The following is a 15,183-nucleotide window of genomic DNA, read 5'->3' as shown; positions in this document are numbered from 1 at the left end:
CATGCCATGAAGCGGACCAAGCTCAGCCGAAGGACGATGCTCCGGGGCATGCTCGGGGGCGCGGCGGTCGCCATCGGGCTGCCGGCGCTCGAGATTTTTCTCAATTCGAACGGGACGGCGTATGCGCAGGGCGACGCATTGCCGAAGCGATTCGGGATCTTTTTCTGGGGCAATGGCACCCTGCCCGATTTCTGGGTGCCCAAGGGCACGGGGCCGACCTGGGAGCCGTCTCCCACGCTCGCGCCGCTCGCCGAGGTGAAGGACAAGCTCTCGGTCATCACGGGCATGAAGGTGTACACCGGGAACACCGTGCCCCATTACTCGGGGTCGGCGGGCATCCTTTCGGGTGCAGCGCCGCTCAACAATGGCACGGAGCTCCAGACGTTCACCCAGCCGAGCATCGACCAGGTGATCGCCGAGGCCGTCGGACAGGACACGCGCTTCCGCTCGCTCGAATTCGCGGTCCAGCCCGGCGGACGGAGCCTCTCCTATTCTGCGCCGCACAGCGTGAACCCGCCGGAGAACTCGCCCGCGTCGCTTTTTCAGCGTGTCTTCGTGGACGGGTTCGTCATGCCGGGCAGCACGCCGATGCCCGATCCTCGATTGCCGCTGCGGCAGAGCATCCTCGACGGGGTGATGGAGGAGGCCGAGTCGCTCAAGCTGGTCCTCGGACAAACCGACAAGGATCGCCTGGAAAAGCACCTCGACGGCATCCGCGCGCTGGAGAAGCAGATCGAAAAACTCCAGCAGAACCCGCCGAGCCTCGCGGCGTGTATGGTGCCGCAAAAGCCGCTCGACGAATATCCCGACGTGGACGGCAGGCCGCCGATGTCCGAGATTTCGCGCGCGATGGTGGACATCCTCGTCATGGCGCTCGCTTGCGACCAGACGCGCGTGTTCAGCCAGTGGTTCTCGAGCCCCGTCGGCAATCCGCTCTATCCGGGCACGACCGCGGGGCATCACCAGCTCACCCACGACGAGCCCGGCGAGCAGCCGCAGGTGCAGAGCATTTTGGTCTACATCATGAGCGAGTTCGCCTATCTCGTGAAGGCGCTCGCCGCCGTCCCCGAGGGCGACAGCACGCTGCTCGACCATTGCGCGATCCTCGGGACGAGCGATTGCTCGTACGGCAAATCGCACCTGCTCGAGGAGTACCCGATCCTCCTCGCGGGCACCTGCAACGGGGCGCTCAAGACCGGGCTGCATTATCGGTCTCCGTCGGCCGAGAACGCGAGCAAGGTGCTCCTCTCGCTCGCGCGGGCGATGGGGATGACGCTCGACAGCTTCGGCCAGGGCGACGCGCGCGTGACCTCCAGCTTGACGGCGATCGAGGTATGAACACGAATCGTTTTTCCAGGCTCCTGCCCGCGCTCGGCCTCGGCCTCTTCCTCGTCGGCTGCGGCGGGGAGGAGGCCCTCGGCCCCTCGTCGTGCGAGACCGGCGAGACGTACGGCGCCATTACCACGAAGCTCGCCTTCTCGCGCCTGGTATCACCGACCGTGGCGCCCGGCTTCGATCTCGACGGGAGGACGAGCGACGTGACCGACTCGCTCTCCTGCGGAAAGGCGGATTTCAAGGATTCCGAGGGGCGAAGCGGCGTGGACAACCAGCTCGCGCCGCTCGTCCCGGAAGTGGAGAAGTTCGTCGGCGATGCGATTGACGGGCTTCTGCAAGGGTCGATCAACGACGGCCAGCTCGTCATCCTCATGGAGATGGAGAACGTTGACGATTTCACGAACGACGCCTGCGTGAATTTCAGCGTGCAGGTCGGCGTGAAGAGGTTGCCGACCCTCGGCACGGACGGCGTCATCGAGGCGTATCAAACATTCGAGCCCGACCCGACCGCGACCCGCAGCCACGTCACGAATGCGCGCATCGAGAACGGCGTGCTCGAAACCGGCCCGTTCGCCCTCGCGATCCCGCTCGCCATTTTCGACGTCGCCTTCACGTTGAACGTGCAGGATGCGCGGTTCCGTTTCGCGATCGACGAGGAGCACAAGCTGAAGGGGTATCTCGGCGGCGGCGTCTTGCCGCAGGAGATCCTCGACGGCGTGGCGGACGGCGATGGGCTCGAGGATCTGCTCCCGCAGATCAAGGTGCTGCTCGAAGCGAACACGGACCTCGCATACAACGAGGACACCGGCAAATGCGAGCAGCTCTCGGCGACACTCGACATCGAGGGCGTGCCGGCGTTCCTGCGCCGCTGACGCGCCGCGCGCGGGGGCGAACGTGACCTCCGCGCGCGTGCCGCCGCACGGCGCCCGCGTGTTCGTCCACCATCGGCCTTCCGCCTCGGCGCCCCTGCCGATATGCTGGCGCGATGCGAATTCTTCTGCGAACTCTTGGGAAGGTCGCCTTTGTCCTCGCGCTCTCGGCCCTCACGGGCTGCGGGGATGACGAAGGCGGCCCGAGCACGACCGGCGGCGAGGTGCCGCGCAAGCCCTTGTTCCTCGTGGCGAACAGCCGCGGCGACGACGTCCTGCGATTCGAGCAGGACACGGGCGCGTTCGTCGATGCTTTCATTCCGAAAGGCACGGGCGGCCTCTTCCATCCCGATTCCATGACGCTCGGCCCCGAGGGGGATCTCTACATCTCGAGCGGCGATACGCCCGAGAACTCCGTGATCCTGCGGTTCGACTCCTCGACGGGCGCGTTTTACGGCGAGTTCGCGAAGGGCGGCGGCCTGCATCGTCCTTATGGCATCGCCTTCGGGCCGGACGGGCGGCTTTACGTGTCGAGCTTCCTGACCGATCAGATCCTGCGTTATGACGGGAAGACAGGCGATTTCATCGACGTCTTCAAGGAGGGCAATGGCATGCCCGGCGGCCTGAACGGGCCGAATGGGTTGCTCTTCGGGCCCGACGAAAAGCTGTACGTGACGACCGAGGGCACCGTCGCAGAGAACGGCATGCCCACGTACCCGGGGCTGCCGAGCCAGGTCTTGCAGATCGACGTCACGACGGGCGAGATGAAGGTCTTCGCCGAGCAGCCCGAGCTCTCCCCCGCGGGGCACGGTTACATCAGCCTGCTCGGCCTCGCGTATGGACCGGATTGCAATGCTGGTCTCTGCGAGCTTTACGTGAGCGACTACGCGAACGACATTCGTCACTACGATTTCGAGATGGGGACGCTGCTCGGCACGATCTCCACGAACTACACGGGCAGCATGCCGAGCGGCAATTACCTCGGCGGGCTGAGCTTCGGCGACGGCGGGCGTATCTTCGCCGCGGGCTTCGACGCGGACGAAGCGAAGGGCAACCCCGGGACGGTGCTGCGCTTCGACGCCGATGGAACGCCGCTGCCCGCGTCGGGTCAGTCGGGCGCGGTGCTCGTGAAGGCGGACGCGCGCCTCGCGCGGCCGATCGGGATCCTCGCGCTGCCCTGAGAAATGCTAGAAGGGGCGGCGATGTCCGAAGCCGCCCTCGCGCCCGCCTCGTCCGCGCTCGCCGACGCGCTGGCGATCGCCCGATATCACATCGTGCTCGTGGCCATGGCCGCGTGTGTCGTCTTCGGCTGGCTCATGACGGGGCGTTACCTGCCGCTCGTCGCCCTCGTCGTGGGCCTCGACTGGTTCCTCATCAACCTGATGAACCGGATCACCGACATCGACGAGGACCTCAAGAATGGAATCCGCGGCACCGAGCGCGTCGCGCGCCGAAAGCGCCTGCTCACGGTGGGCTCGGTCCTGCTGATGGTAGGCTCGTTCGTCGCGACGCATCTGGTTTGGCCGAGCCTCACGCCATTCCGGATCGCCGTTCAGGTGATCGGCCTCGCCTACAATTACAACATCGTCCCCACGCCGCGTGGCTTCTCCCGATTGAAGGAGATTTACTTCTTCAAGAACTTCGGCTCTTCGGTCCTCTTCGTCCTCACGTGCTTCGTGTATCCCCTCGTCACGAGCCCCGGCGCGCGCGTGATGCCCTGGAGCGGCATCGGTTGTCTTGCGCTGTTCTTCGTTCCTTTCGAGCTGACGTACGAGATCCTTTACGATATGCGTGACCTCGAAGGGGATCGGCAGGAAGGAATCCCCACGTATCCCGTGGTGCACGGACCTCATCGCGCGCGGCAGATCATCGACGGACTGCTCATCGGCGCGGCCGCCGTTCTCGTCGCGGGCATCGTCTCCGGCGCGCTCGGGGTTCGCGAGGGCTTGATGCTGGCCGCGCCCGCGACGCAGCTCGCGTTTTATCGGCCGCGGTACCGTCGTGGCCTCACCTCGCACGATTGCATCGTGCTCACGCACATCGGTACGGCCCAGCTCGTCTTTTATCTCGTCGGCACGGCGCTGTGGGAGCGGGCGGGAATGCCCGCGAACATTTTTCTTTGATCAGCGCGGCCTGAGCTCGCTCGCGGCGAGATAAGGGATGGCGACGATCGCGGTGTGGTGCCAGAGCGAAAGCTCCGCGGGCGCGGTCGAGACGAGCAGCACGAAAAAGAGTCCGGCCGCGACCATCCGCGGGAGCGCGACGGAGAGCGGAATGGCGCCGCCCCGACGGCGCGCGAGGACGACGGACGCGAGCACGAACACGCCGAGCACCGAGAGCCCCCAGAGCGAGGCCACGCCGAGCGCTTCCCGCTGCGCCCACCGGAAAAACCCCCACCACGTGATCTGAATGAGCGCGTGCGCGACGAGCGGAGCCGCGACGATCGTGGCGAGCGCGCGCCGGAGCCGCCCGTCTCCGGCCGAGAGGCGGCCCGACAATGCGAGGTCCGCGCCAATCGCGAAATATCCCCACCCGAGGATCCCGATGATCGGGACGCCGAGGTGCCCCGCCTCGACCCAGGACCAGAGCCCCGCGCGCACCGCGATGACCTCCACGAGCGACGCGTCGAACGCGACGATCGCGAACACCACGAGCGGGCGGAGCCGCTCGATGCGCGGCCACACGCAAGCGGCGACCTCCCGGGCCGAGAGGATCACGAGCGGCCAGATGAGCGGCACGAGGATCGGCACCCGATCGAGCCGGACATGCCAGCCCATCGCGTAATGGTAGTAATCGTAAAACGCGACGCACGTCTCCTCGCCGATCCACCCGGCGACGGCGAGCGCCGCATACTCGGTCAAGAGATCGGCAGGCGGTCGCCTCCGCGCCATGGCCGCGAGCGCGAGCAGGACGACGGCGACGCAGGCAACCTCGAACACGAGCAAAGGCACGCGCGGACGCTAGCACGCCGAAAGGATCGTCGACCTCACGACTTCAGCGTGAATACCCGGATCCCCTGCTGCCGTCCCCGCACCGGCGCGACGCCGAGGTCCTCGAACGTCACCTCGGGCACGTGTTGCACGGTCTCCTCGCTGACGAGCACGTCGACGCCCATCTCCTTGGTCATCGCTTCGAGGCGCGAGGTCGTGTTCACCGCGTCGCCGATGACCGTGAATTCGAGCCGGCTCCCGCCGCCGAGGCAGCCCGCCACCACGGTCCCCGAATGCACGCCGATGCCGATCCGCAGGCCCGCCGAGCGCGCCCGGTTCTGCTCGTCGAGCGCGGCGCGAATGCGGCGCACGGCCTCGATCGCGCGGCGCGCATGATCGCTCCCCGGCTCGGTCGCGCCGAACACCGCGAGCATGCCGTCACCCATGAACTTGTCGACGATGCCGCCGCACGCGTGCACGGCCTCCGAGAGCGCGCCCTGGAGCTGGTTCAGCATCTCGAAGACGTCGGCCGGCTCCATGCGCTCCGAGAGCGACGTGAAGCCACGCAGGTCCGTGACGAGCAGCGTCGCCTCCACGGACCGCGGCGCGTCGAGGAGCGAGAGCGGATCTCTCAAAGCCGCGCGCGCGACGCCCGGAAGGAGCCGGTCGAGGAGCAATTGTCCGCGCGTGGCCTCCATCGCGCGGCGTACCTGATCGGCGAGCCAGACGTTGAGCATTCCGATCGCGACGATCGCCACGCCCGAGTAAAGCAAGTGCACGTGCGACGCATGATCGCCGAGGAGGCGCACGAACAAGACGACGGCGAGGAACGTGGTCCACGCGGCCGCGCGGCGATCGAAGCGAATCCCGCCCGTCGCGGCGAAGAGGCCGCAGGCGAGCGCGCTGACCGCCGCCATGGCGGTCGTGACGCCGAGGGACGCGATGCGCGTGCTGAGGATGCCGTCGATGAGGATGCCGTCGATGATCGGCACGATGAACCAGTACACGCGGCCGTACGGGAGCCGCGTGGTCGCGAGGAGGAGCACGGCCGAGAGCAGCACCCAGAGCGCTCCGCCGGCGATGTTCGTCGCGGGCCGCAGGCCTCGGGCCCAGAGCACGACGTCGAGCACGAGCACGAGCGTGTACGCCGACATGCGGACGACCGCGACGCGCATCTCGTTCCGGCGCGCCTCGCGGTTCAACGCCTCCTTCATCGCGGCGGCGAGCTCGCTCAGGTTCGAGGCGTGGGCCACGGTTGCCATGTCCGCACCACCAACGCAAATCGCATCCCGTGCGTCAAGCGTTATTCGTGACGAACGGCCGTTTGCTTCGTCCTTGACCGGCGTGGGGCCGGGTGACAGACCCGCAGGGCAAACCATTAACGACGAGAGGAGTTCCCCATGTCTCGCCCCATCTTGAACCTCGACGAGCTGCAATATTTCCCGATGGGCCACGGCGAGCGCTTCGCGTGTCGCGTGAGCCTCGTCGGACAGAAGATCGGCGCGCAGAAGCTCGGTTACAACGTGACGATCATCCCGCCCGGCAAGCGCGCGTTTCCCTGCCACGCCCACCGCGTGAACGAGGAGATGTTTTTCGTGCTGGAAGGCGAGGGCGAGATGCGCCTCGGCGGCGAGCGACACCCGATTCGCCGCGGCGACATGATCGCGTGTCCGCCGTCCGGGCCGGAGTCGGCGCACCAGTTCATCAATACGTCCGAGACCGCGGAGCTCAAAGTGCTGTCCGTGAGCACGCGGATGACGCCCGACCTCGTGGAGTACCCCGATTCGGGCAACTTCGGCATCGTCGCCGAGGTCGGCCCGGACGCGGAAGGAAAGCCGCGCACGTTCCGGTATGTCGGGCGGGACGGCGAGAGCCGCGATTACTGGGAGGGCAACGAGTAAGAATCAACAGCCTGTCAGGCCGAGGGTTCGTCCGGATCGGGGAGCAGGAGGCCCATGCCGATATCGTCGACGAAGCTGCCGTCGTCGCGACGAACGAGTCCACGGCGGGACCCTTCCGGCTGGAAGCCGAGGGATCGATAAAGCGCGACCGCGCGAGGGTTGTCGGCGCGGACGTGGAGCTCGACGCGGTGGATGCGGCCTCCGTCCGCGTCGCGATGGTCGCGCACCCAGCCGAGGAGCGCTTCGAGGAGCGCGCGACCGAGGCCGATTCCTTGTGCTTCGGGATGTACGCCGATGCCGAGGACGGCGACGTGACGAACCATGCGGAACGACAGGCGGAGGATCGACGCCTCCGCCATGATTCCGCGCCCCTCTTCCTCGGCGACCATGCAAAAGGCCGTGCCGTCCGTCGCCGCCAAGCCTGCGCGCATTTGGATGTCGCCGTAGGCGATCGGGTCGGTGGGCAGCTCGTCGGGGTATTTGACGATTCCGTGGCGGGCTTTGACGATCGCGCGCTCGAGGTCGAGCAGGCCGGCGGAATCGGCGGGGTAGGTGGCCATTCGGAGGAGGGCGCGGCGGCCTCCCCGGAGCGGGACGTGCGAGGGGGAGAAGGGCGTGAAGGACATGGGCGTGCCGACCGAGCAAGCTCCGGCCGCCCTCGGAAGTCAAGCGCCCACACAGGAAGGCGCGGCAGTTTCACACAGACGTCACGCAGCGCGGCGGATGCCTCGACCGCGCCGTCGCTCGGGCACGAGGGCACAACGTTCGAGATTTCCTCGTGTTGGATGCTCGATCCCCGCGCCCGGCGCTCCTCCCGCGCCTGCGAGGCCGGCGGCCATCGGGGCGGAAAAAAGCACGATTTTACCGCCGGCCTCCAGGCGGAGGAGGCCCTGATCCACGGACGAACGCGGGAGGCCGAGGAGTTTGTCCCGGAGCAGCGCGAGGGAGACGATATCGCCTGGGGCGGGCATGAGGCGGGCGAGCACGTAGAGGATTCGAGCATCCACCGCGGCATCGGGGCCTGCGTCGCGGGCCTCGCGCACGTGATCGGCGAGGCGCACGACGGCGTCGAGCTGCTCCGGGGAGAGGCGCCACAATCCCGAAAGAATCTCCTCGAAGACGAATACGCCCGAGGAGACGAGCGTGGGCGAGCTGCTCGTGCGCTCGCGCGCGGGCGGGAGGGGCGGCGGCGCGGGGGTCGGGCGGAATCGGGCGCGGATTCGATCGAGGAAATCACGAAGGCGAGCGCGCCATCCATTTGGAGGTGCGCAGGAGGGATCGACAATGGTCGGCCGCGTGTCCTCGGGCCACGTCGGCCGTTCGTGGATCCCGATCGGAACGTCGTCCTCGTCCGATTCCCGCAGCGTCGTCGGCATGTCTCCCTCCCGTTGTGCGATCACCGCTCGTAGGCGACCCGTCGAGACAAATGTCTCGGATTGGCCTTGTTTTCGTGCGCGCGAGCAGGGGTCCTCCGTTCGTCTTTGCCACGGCGGGCCGCCTGCGAGCGGTGATCGTGTCGAATCGTGGATCGTCGTCCCCAGGCGGCCGCGCCACCATGCTCGCCCAGAATGAGTGGCAACGCGGCCGGCTGCGAACGACGATCTCTTGCGTCAGGGTTTGGGTTTGTCCTCGGCTTTGGCCTGGTTTTTCGCGGCCTTCTTTGTTTCGTTGGATGCCTTGATTTTTTGTGCCGCCGCGAGGATCCGCTGACGTTCGATCTCATGGCTGCTGTCGCTCCAGCGACGCCGGTGCTCCGCGAGCAGCTGGTGAGCCAGGTCGTTTTGACCGTCGATGACTGCCTGCTTCAACTTGCGAAGTATCTTGACCTCCAACGGCACAGTGTCCTGCTTGGAGGTCGCAGCGGGCGAAGGCGCTGGCGCTACGGAAGCTGCCGTGGAATCGCCCTGTGGTGCAGTCTTCACGACGACGGCATCTGCGATCACGGCGACCTGCGTCACTGCCGCGTGGAGTGACGGCGCTGCGGCACTCTGCGCCCAAGCGACGCCCGCACCGAGATGCCCGATGAGCATGCCCGCGAGCGCGGCCGGTGCGGCCACGGCAAATGCGATCGCGACTTTGAAGGGAAGACTTGTCGTCCCGACCCCTGCTTCGATCGAGGGAGGCGCCTCGCGTTTCGGCGCGCCGGCGGTGATCTTCGCGGCGTCGATCGCCCGCGCCAAACGCTCCCAGCCGTCGAGCTGGGCCCTCTGGAGGACCTCGCTCGACTCCCAGGCTCGCGGCAAGAGCTCGGCTAGCGAGAACGACGCGAAGAGGCTTTGCCGCGAGCCGGTCCCCGGATCCACGCCGAGGAGCGTCTTCATCCAGCCCTCGAACGCTCTCTCCGCGGCGGCGAGGCGGAGCTGGACGGTCGAGCGCGCGACGCCGAGGCTCTTCGCGAGGGCGTGGAGCGGCTCCTCCCGGACGTGATACCGCAGGAGCAGCATCCGCTGTTCCTCGGGCATCCTGTCGAGGGCTTCGAGGACGATCTCGGTCGGCGACTCGTCCTCCGTTTGCTCGTCGATCGCTGCCTCGATCACCTTCGGCGCGAGGCGCTCGCGTCGGCGCGCGGCCTTGCGCCGGTAGTTCCGGACCATCTCGAAGCAGACGCGCGCGAGCCAGGTCTGGGCGTACGCCGGGATCTCGTCGAAGTGGTTGTATGCGAGGACGAGGACATCATGCGTGAGGTCGGACGCGTCGGCTTCACGGACGCCGAGGCGACGTAGTTGTCGCCACACGCCGTGGAAGTTTTCCACGTAAAACGTCCGGAACTCCTCCCGTGTGGGTGTCGTGTCGACGGCGGCTAGCATGAGGGCTCTCGCTTCCGCCTGTTAAATGTCGTCAGACCCCCCGGATGTACCGACGGCGGGAAAAAATTTTTGAGAAAGCGGCGGGGGAGGGGGTTTGGCGGTGGGGCGGAACACGTCGAAGGCGTAGGTGAGACCAACGTGGGCCGCGGCGGAGGCGTAGGGGTAGGTCCAGATTTCGCGGCCGAGAACAACTTCCCCGGGCGGGTCGGGCACGAAGAGGACATCCAGTCGAGTCTGCAGGGTCAACGACTGTCCCAACAGGAACGACAAGCCGCCGCGGAAGCCCACGCCCCAGGTAAAAGTGGGTATCTCTTCCAGAAACTTCCGTACTTTACTCTCGTGCTCAATGCTGCGATCGAGCCATCCAATTGAGATCAAGAGACACTTGTCCAGTTGAAGCCAAGAACGTGCTCTCGAATGGTGGCATGGTAGGAGCATTCCAAACCGCTGTGATCCACGGATGCGGTATGGCTCTTCAATACGCGCGCTCTGAGCGTCATAGCGGGCTTCTACGCTCAAGGAGAGTTCAGCTTGTCGGAGCCCGAGGCCAAACACCACGGAGGGTGACAACCCCGGTGTACTGCCGGAGGCGGCGCCTCCAGCGAACGAAATGAGGATGCGCGTGGGTGGACCTGGCCGGAGTGTCGGCACTGTCCGCGCGGTTTGTACGGCGGTAGGCGGAGGTGGCGGGCTCGATGGTGGAAGGGGTGGCGCCGGAAGCGCAGGTGGCGCAAGGGGAGGTGGTCCGGGGGGAACGACAGGCTGCTCCGGCTCAGGCGGCGCCAGCGGATCGATGAGCATCCCCGCGCTGAAAGCCGCGTGGTGCAACAAACCAGCACATTCCCATGCGGGCTTTTCGTGCTCAGGTGCGCGCTGTTCCGATCCAGAATCGTCTTTCGCGACGATCTCGACGCGAATGTTCTTTTCGGAGCGGTGGAAGATGACCTTGAGACGATTCGACGCCTCAGGTCGGAACGGATCTCGGCCGACCTCTTTGGAGACAGCGGCACGGAAGGTCGCCTCGCTCGGGCAGACCTCTGCGCCAGGCTCGCGCACGTAGTCGAGGCGATAAGTCTCCTGCGCGGCGGCAGGCGTCGCAAAGAGGCAGAGCGATGCTGCCAGTACCGTCCCCCCGCGGAGAGCCATCGTACCCGACCCTACCAGCTAGGGGCGGGATCGAGCAAGGTAGCTTTACGCGAGGCAACAGAACGTGATCGGCTTCTTCATCTCCACCTCTCCCGTCGACTCACCACCCTGGGGCATGCACACGCCAGGGACCCTATCGATGACTTCCGCTCTCTTGCTACCGAGCGAAATGCCTTCCATCAGGTCGTAGCAGGGGGCGGGCATGTCAGAGGAGACATACGGAGACAGTTGCTCGTTCGTGCAGGCGCTGTCCGTGAATACGTGAATCTGAACGGTGCACGAGCCTCCTGTGGGTGGAGAGCAAGTGCAAGCGCTGCACTCGCGTTTGTCGGTGCCCTCCTCGAAGAACACGGCGCGTTTGGCCCACCGTTCGGGGCATTCGACGTCCCCTGCGGCGTACACGCATACGTCGAAAGAGGAGGGCGGCTCCGGCGAACAGGATGCGTACTTGCACGACGTTTTCCCGTCGTTTGCGCAAGCCAGCGCTGCGACGGAGTCTATCGTCGGCCACTCGTTGATGGTTCCGCCGTAGGGGATGGAGGTGTCTGGCGGGTCCTCCCACTCGGTCGCGGCTGGACAATCACCTTCCACGAGGACGGGCGGGGCTACGGAAAGGGAGCGGACACATGGCACACCACCGCAGAGTTTCCCTTCTGAGATGGCGTTGGCCGTCGTGCACGTTCCATCCCAGTTTGCCGGGGCATCGAAGGATGCACTCGCGGGCGCGGGAGGCGTTTGGCAGACGGCAGCGTGTGTATTCCAGGACGTAGGAAACTCGCAGCTCCCCGGAGGCTCGCCACACGTACAGATAGGGCAGTCACGAGGCCCAAGTTGGGGATCGGCCAAGGCCCAGACGACCTCTTCCGTCCCTTTCGGGCAAGCGGGCAAACTGATGGCTGGGCCCGTGGCGACGAGGACGGGGCCTTCCCAGCCGGCGGGCTTTTCCGGGGCGCACACACCTGGACACCCGACCGTGCCAGCATCTGCGGGGCAGGTCTCCGGATCGGGAGGCCAACCCTCAGCAAGGCACTCCGCAAATTCCTCAGGTGTGCCTACGCCGCAGACACACACAGCTTTATAGTTGGCGTCTTCGCTCCAGCCGACGTCACCACAGGCCAGGGCGACGACTGGAAGCGCTCCCGCCAGGAAAAAAAACGGCCACAGGCGCATAAAATACCCCCGATTAAAAGGATGCGTGGCCCGATGGCGTGTCCTGTGCACACATTCCAAAATATCCGATCGGGTCAAGCATCAGGCGCACCATCAGTTCCGGCGTCTGCCGGGCAAGTCTCGGGATCCGGTGGGAAACCTTCAGCGAGGCAGTCAGCGAATTCTTCAGGTGTGCCTATGCCGCAGACACACACAGGTTTGAAATTAGCGTCTTCGCTCCACCCGACATCACAGGCCAGGGCGTCGAACGGGAGAGCGATAGTCAGAAACAGGAGTGACCACGAACGCATCACCAATCCCACTGCTTGAACTCATCCACCGTTCGAGGCAAATAAATGCTTGCACCTCACATTGGTGCGTCCGGGGATCCGTACCACAGGGTTTGTCGTTGGGGGAAGAGACAAACACCGATCCCGTGCAAGTTTCTGAGCACGGTCCCAGCGTAGTTTTTCCGCGAACACGTACTACCTGCACATATGAACCGTACCCGGACCAACCTCCCCTGGGTGCGTCCGAAAAAACGACACGACCACGTCGTTTCTGGTGGACGATCCGCCTTCTCAACACACTTAACCCTACGGGAGGTTCTACCTCCCAAACCCGATCTCTCGGGCGACCCCAGCCCCCAAAAATCGACCACGCTCTGTCGATCTTTTCGGACAAACCGCCCTCTCAACACACTTAACAGGGCAGGAGGGAACCGCACCCACTTGGGTAGGTGAATGTGTGATGAGTGTTTGGATCGAAGCCTCTGGTGAGCCCCTTTGCCTCTACTGGACCATCCTGCCCGGGCTCGAGCTCGTCGTGTCGCGGCTCGGCGGCAAGATCACCGTCGGCTACATGCTCGGGACCGACGGGGATGAAGTCATGCTCCGCGCCCGTCGAGACGACATGGAACGCAGCCGCGAGCTCTTTCATCTCGCATTCACCTGGGGCGAAGCATGAGGCTGCCCCCCCGGGCCGCGAGCCTCCTCCTTATAGAGAGGGCGCGGCAGGGGCGTCGAGGTCGAGGACGGTCGGCTCATGGCCCGTCGCCCGAAGAAACCGGACGAGGTCGGCCCCGCGGATCGCCGTCGTGTGGTCGTTCGTCAGCGGATGGCAATGCACCGGATCCCGCGCGAGGACCTTCGCGTCGAGCACGACCTGCACCACGCCCGCCTCGTCCATCAACGCAGCGAGCGGCGTGACCGACCCAGGCTCGACCCCGAGGTGCTGACGCAAGCGCTCGTGCGAGCAGAACGAGACGTGGCCCGCGCCGATGCGGCGGCCGAGGTCCTTGAGGTCCACCGCGCGATCCTCGTCGAGCACGACGAGCCACATCGAGCCCTTCTTGTTGCGCAAGAAGAGGTTCTTCACGTGGGTGCCGTCGTGCCGCACGCGATGCGCCTTGGCCTCCTCCACGGTGAAGACAGGCGGGTGCGCGACGGTCTCGGTCTCGATGCCAAGGGCCACGAGCCGCGCGAAGAGCGCGTCCCTCTGGGGGCTCGTCATGCGCGTCTCGTTACCGCGCGCGGCGCCGTCGATCAACGTTTCGCGCGTCCATCTCCCCGGCAGCACACACGTGCGCTACAGATGCGGCCTCGACCAAGGAGCGACGCGATGGCGAAGGATCTCGAAGGCAAAGTCTTTCTGGTGACGGGCGCGACCGAAGGCATCGGCAAGTCCGCCGCCGGGTCCTTCGCGCAACGAGGCGCGACGCTCGTGCTCGTCGGCAGGAGCCGCGAGAAGAGCGAGCGCGTGGTGAAGGAGCTGAAGGACGCGAGCGGCAACGAGAAGATCGAGCTCCTCCTCGGCGACCTCTCGAAGATCGCCGAGACCCGCGCCGTGGCCGACGCCTTCCGCGCGAAATACGACCGGCTCGACGTGCTCGTGAACAACGCCGGCGCCGTCTTCACCGACTACAAGCTCAGCCCGGACGGCATCGAGATGACGTTCGCGCTGAACCACATGGCCTACTTCGTCCTGACCACGAGCCTGCTCGACCTGATCAAGAAGACGCCGAAGGCCCGCGTGGTCAGCACGTCGAGCCACGCCCACAAGGTCAGCAAGATGGATCTCGCGACGGTCGTCAAGCGGAGCGGCAGCGCCGGCTTTGGCGCCTACGGCGATTCGAAGCTCGCGAACATCCTCTTCACGCGCGAGCTCGCCCGGCGCCTCGAGGGCTCGGGCGCGACGGCAAACTGCATGCATCCCGGTTACGTGCGCACAGGGTTCGCGCTGAACACGGGCCCGATCGCAGCGGTCTTCGTCAAGGCGGCCGCCGCGCTCTTCGCGCGGAGCCCGGAGAAGGGCGCCGATACGATCGTCTGGCTCGCGACGAGCGACGAGGCCGCGCCCTACAACGGAGAGTATTTCTTCGATCGGAAGATCGCGGGCACGACGCGCCACGCGCAGAACGACGATCTGGCGAAAGGCCTGTGGGAGCTGTCGGAGAAGCTCTCGGCCTGAACGCGGGGTACGATCCCCGCATGACGTTCTCCCCCGACACGTACGCGCGCGCCCTCGGCTTCGCAGCCGATGCCCACGGCGCGCAACGCGTCCCCGGCAAGCAGCATCCGTACATCACCCATGTGGTGACCGTCGCTGCCGAGATCCTCGCCGTCGCGACGAAGGACTCGTTCGACGTGGAGCTCGCCATGACGTGCGCGCTGCTCCACGACACGCTGGAGGACACGAGCGCGTCCGAGGAGGAGATGACGCGGCTCTTCGGCGCCTCCGTGGCGTGTGGAGTGCGCGCGTTGAGCAAGGATGCGCGCCTGCCGAAGGAAGAGCAGATGGCCGACTCGCTCGCCCGCATCCAGCGCGAGCCCCGCGAGGTGTGGATGGTGAAGCTCGCCGACCGCATCACGAACCTCGCCGCGCCGCCGCCGTACTGGTCGCGCGAAAAGCGGATCGCGTATCGCGAGGAGGCGAGGCGGATCCTCGCAGCGCTGGGCCCGGCGAGCGCGCCACTCGCTGCGAGGCTCGAAGCGAAGATCGAGGCGTACGGCGACTACATCGGAGAGGCGCCGTAAGCTTCGCCCGC

At 66.1% G+C, this 15,183-nt stretch carries 15 protein-coding genes; 8 read left to right on the top strand and 7 right to left on the bottom strand.

The genetic code is table 11. The annotated features are described in order from the left end of the window. Positions 1–6: 6 nt before the first annotated feature. The 4 genes from QHF85_RS02495 (at position 7) to QHF85_RS02480 (ending at position 4,327) form a co-directional block, all read left to right on the top strand. Positions 7–1,338: a DUF1552 domain-containing protein gene (locus tag QHF85_RS02495; protein ID WP_281325396.1), complete on the top strand. Its 1,332-nt coding sequence runs from the start codon at positions 7–9 to the stop codon at positions 1,336–1,338. After that, entirely contained in the window at positions 1,335–2,207 is an 873-nt protein-coding gene (locus tag QHF85_RS02490; RefSeq protein WP_281325395.1) for a hypothetical protein, read from the top strand. The genes QHF85_RS02495 and QHF85_RS02490 overlap by 4 nt, the downstream gene beginning before the upstream one ends. Positions 2,208–2,320: 113 nt before the next feature. After that, a complete protein-coding gene (locus QHF85_RS02485) occupies positions 2,321–3,385 on the top strand; it encodes a hypothetical protein (protein WP_281325394.1) in 1,065 nt (354 codons plus the stop codon). A gap of 21 nt (positions 3,386–3,406) precedes the next feature. Continuing rightward, complete coding sequence (locus tag QHF85_RS02480) at positions 3,407–4,327, top strand: UbiA family prenyltransferase (protein ID WP_281325393.1); 921 nt, start codon at positions 3,407–3,409, stop codon at positions 4,325–4,327. Here the strand turns inward: QHF85_RS02480 and QHF85_RS02475 are convergent, their stop codons facing one another. Both QHF85_RS02475 and QHF85_RS02470 read right to left on the bottom strand, forming a co-directional pair. Beyond that, positions 4,328–5,155, bottom strand: a complete 828-nt coding sequence (locus QHF85_RS02475; protein ID WP_281325392.1) for a carotenoid biosynthesis protein — start codon at positions 5,153–5,155, stop codon at positions 4,328–4,330. A 35-nt stretch (positions 5,156–5,190) separates the two neighbouring features. After that, complete coding sequence (locus QHF85_RS02470; protein ID WP_281325391.1) at positions 5,191–6,396, bottom strand: adenylate/guanylate cyclase domain-containing protein; 1,206 nt, start codon at positions 6,394–6,396, stop codon at positions 5,191–5,193. A gap of 138 nt (positions 6,397–6,534) precedes the next feature. Between QHF85_RS02470 and QHF85_RS02465 the strand changes: the two genes are divergently transcribed. Continuing rightward, positions 6,535–7,035 (top strand): cupin domain-containing protein, encoded by a 501-nt coding sequence (locus QHF85_RS02465; protein ID WP_281325390.1) that lies wholly within the window; start codon positions 6,535–6,537, stop codon positions 7,033–7,035. Between the two features lie 14 nt (positions 7,036–7,049). Here QHF85_RS02465 and QHF85_RS02460 read toward each other — a convergent pair whose 3' ends face one another. The 4 genes from QHF85_RS02460 to QHF85_RS02445 all read right to left on the bottom strand — a co-directional run bounded on the left by QHF85_RS02460 (position 7,050) and on the right by QHF85_RS02445 (position 10,988). Next, a complete protein-coding gene (locus QHF85_RS02460) occupies positions 7,050–7,661 on the bottom strand; it encodes a GNAT family N-acetyltransferase (protein ID WP_281325389.1) in 612 nt (203 codons plus the stop codon). 81 nt (positions 7,662–7,742) lie between these two features. Further along, positions 7,743–8,411 (bottom strand): hypothetical protein, encoded by a 669-nt coding sequence (locus tag QHF85_RS02455; protein ID WP_281325388.1) that lies wholly within the window; start codon positions 8,409–8,411, stop codon positions 7,743–7,745. Positions 8,412–8,645: 234 nt separating this feature from the next. Continuing rightward, the gene (locus QHF85_RS02450) at positions 8,646–9,842 is read right to left on the bottom strand and encodes a sigma-70 family RNA polymerase sigma factor (protein ID WP_281325387.1); all 1,197 of its coding nucleotides are present in this window, start codon (positions 9,840–9,842) and stop codon (positions 8,646–8,648) included. Positions 9,843–9,863: 21 nt separating this feature from the next. Beyond that, positions 9,864–10,988: a hypothetical protein gene (locus QHF85_RS02445; protein WP_281325386.1), complete on the bottom strand. Its 1,125-nt coding sequence runs from the start codon at positions 10,986–10,988 to the stop codon at positions 9,864–9,866. Between the two features lie 1,899 nt (positions 10,989–12,887). On the opposite strand from QHF85_RS02445, the gene QHF85_RS02440 reads away from it, so the two are divergent. Next, positions 12,888–13,103 (top strand): hypothetical protein, encoded by a 216-nt coding sequence (locus QHF85_RS02440; protein WP_281325385.1) that lies wholly within the window; start codon positions 12,888–12,890, stop codon positions 13,101–13,103. Positions 13,104–13,133: 30 nt separating this feature from the next. Here QHF85_RS02440 and QHF85_RS02435 read toward each other — a convergent pair whose 3' ends face one another. Beyond that, positions 13,134–13,649: a prolyl-tRNA synthetase associated domain-containing protein gene (locus QHF85_RS02435; RefSeq protein WP_281325384.1), complete on the bottom strand. Its 516-nt coding sequence runs from the start codon at positions 13,647–13,649 to the stop codon at positions 13,134–13,136. 108 nt (positions 13,650–13,757) lie between these two features. On the opposite strand from QHF85_RS02435, the gene QHF85_RS02430 reads away from it, so the two are divergent. After that, a complete protein-coding gene (locus QHF85_RS02430) occupies positions 13,758–14,606 on the top strand; it encodes an SDR family oxidoreductase (RefSeq protein WP_281325383.1) in 849 nt (282 codons plus the stop codon). Positions 14,607–14,626: 20 nt separating this feature from the next. Then, the gene (locus QHF85_RS02425; protein ID WP_281325382.1) at positions 14,627–15,172 is read left to right on the top strand and encodes an HD domain-containing protein; all 546 of its coding nucleotides are present in this window, start codon (positions 14,627–14,629) and stop codon (positions 15,170–15,172) included. Positions 15,173–15,183 lie beyond the last annotated feature (11 nt).

The sequence above is a fragment of the Polyangium sp. 6x1 genome, assembly GCF_029946515.1.
In the GTDB taxonomy this organism is placed as follows: Bacteria; Myxococcota_A; Polyangia; order Polyangiales; family Polyangiaceae; genus Polyangium.
Note: the sequence above shows the minus strand (reverse complement) of the source record. Positions and strands in the feature narration are given on the sequence as shown.

Bases quoted from the DNA above. Each gene is read 5' to 3' on its own strand.
- QHF85_RS02495 (WP_281325396.1), top strand. From the start codon at position 7: ATGAAGCGGACCAAGCTCAGCCGAAGGACGATGCTCCGGGGCATGCTC.
- QHF85_RS02480 (WP_281325393.1), top strand. From the start codon at position 3,407: ATGTCCGAAGCCGCCCTCGCGCCCGCCTCGTCCGCGCTCGCCGACGCG.
- QHF85_RS02425 (WP_281325382.1), top strand. From the start codon at position 14,627: ATGACGTTCTCCCCCGACACGTACGCGCGCGCCCTCGGCTTCGCAGCC.
- QHF85_RS02490 (WP_281325395.1), top strand. From the start codon at position 1,335: ATGAACACGAATCGTTTTTCCAGGCTCCTGCCCGCGCTCGGCCTCGGC.
- QHF85_RS02450 (WP_281325387.1), bottom strand. From the start codon at position 9,842: ATGCTAGCCGCCGTCGACACGACACCCACACGGGAGGAGTTCCGGACG.
- QHF85_RS02430 (WP_281325383.1), top strand. From the start codon at position 13,758: ATGGCGAAGGATCTCGAAGGCAAAGTCTTTCTGGTGACGGGCGCGACC.
- QHF85_RS02460 (WP_281325389.1), bottom strand. From the start codon at position 7,661: ATGTCCTTCACGCCCTTCTCCCCCTCGCACGTCCCGCTCCGGGGAGGC.
- QHF85_RS02470 (WP_281325391.1), bottom strand. From the start codon at position 6,396: ATGGCAACCGTGGCCCACGCCTCGAACCTGAGCGAGCTCGCCGCCGCG.
- QHF85_RS02485 (WP_281325394.1), top strand. From the start codon at position 2,321: ATGCGAATTCTTCTGCGAACTCTTGGGAAGGTCGCCTTTGTCCTCGCG.
- QHF85_RS02455 (WP_281325388.1), bottom strand. From the start codon at position 8,411: ATGCCGACGACGCTGCGGGAATCGGACGAGGACGACGTTCCGATCGGG.
- QHF85_RS02440 (WP_281325385.1), top strand. From the start codon at position 12,888: ATGAGTGTTTGGATCGAAGCCTCTGGTGAGCCCCTTTGCCTCTACTGG.
- QHF85_RS02445 (WP_281325386.1), bottom strand. From the start codon at position 10,988: ATGGCTCTCCGCGGGGGGACGGTACTGGCAGCATCGCTCTGCCTCTTT.
- QHF85_RS02465 (WP_281325390.1), top strand. From the start codon at position 6,535: ATGTCTCGCCCCATCTTGAACCTCGACGAGCTGCAATATTTCCCGATG.
- QHF85_RS02435 (WP_281325384.1), bottom strand. From the start codon at position 13,649: ATGACGAGCCCCCAGAGGGACGCGCTCTTCGCGCGGCTCGTGGCCCTT.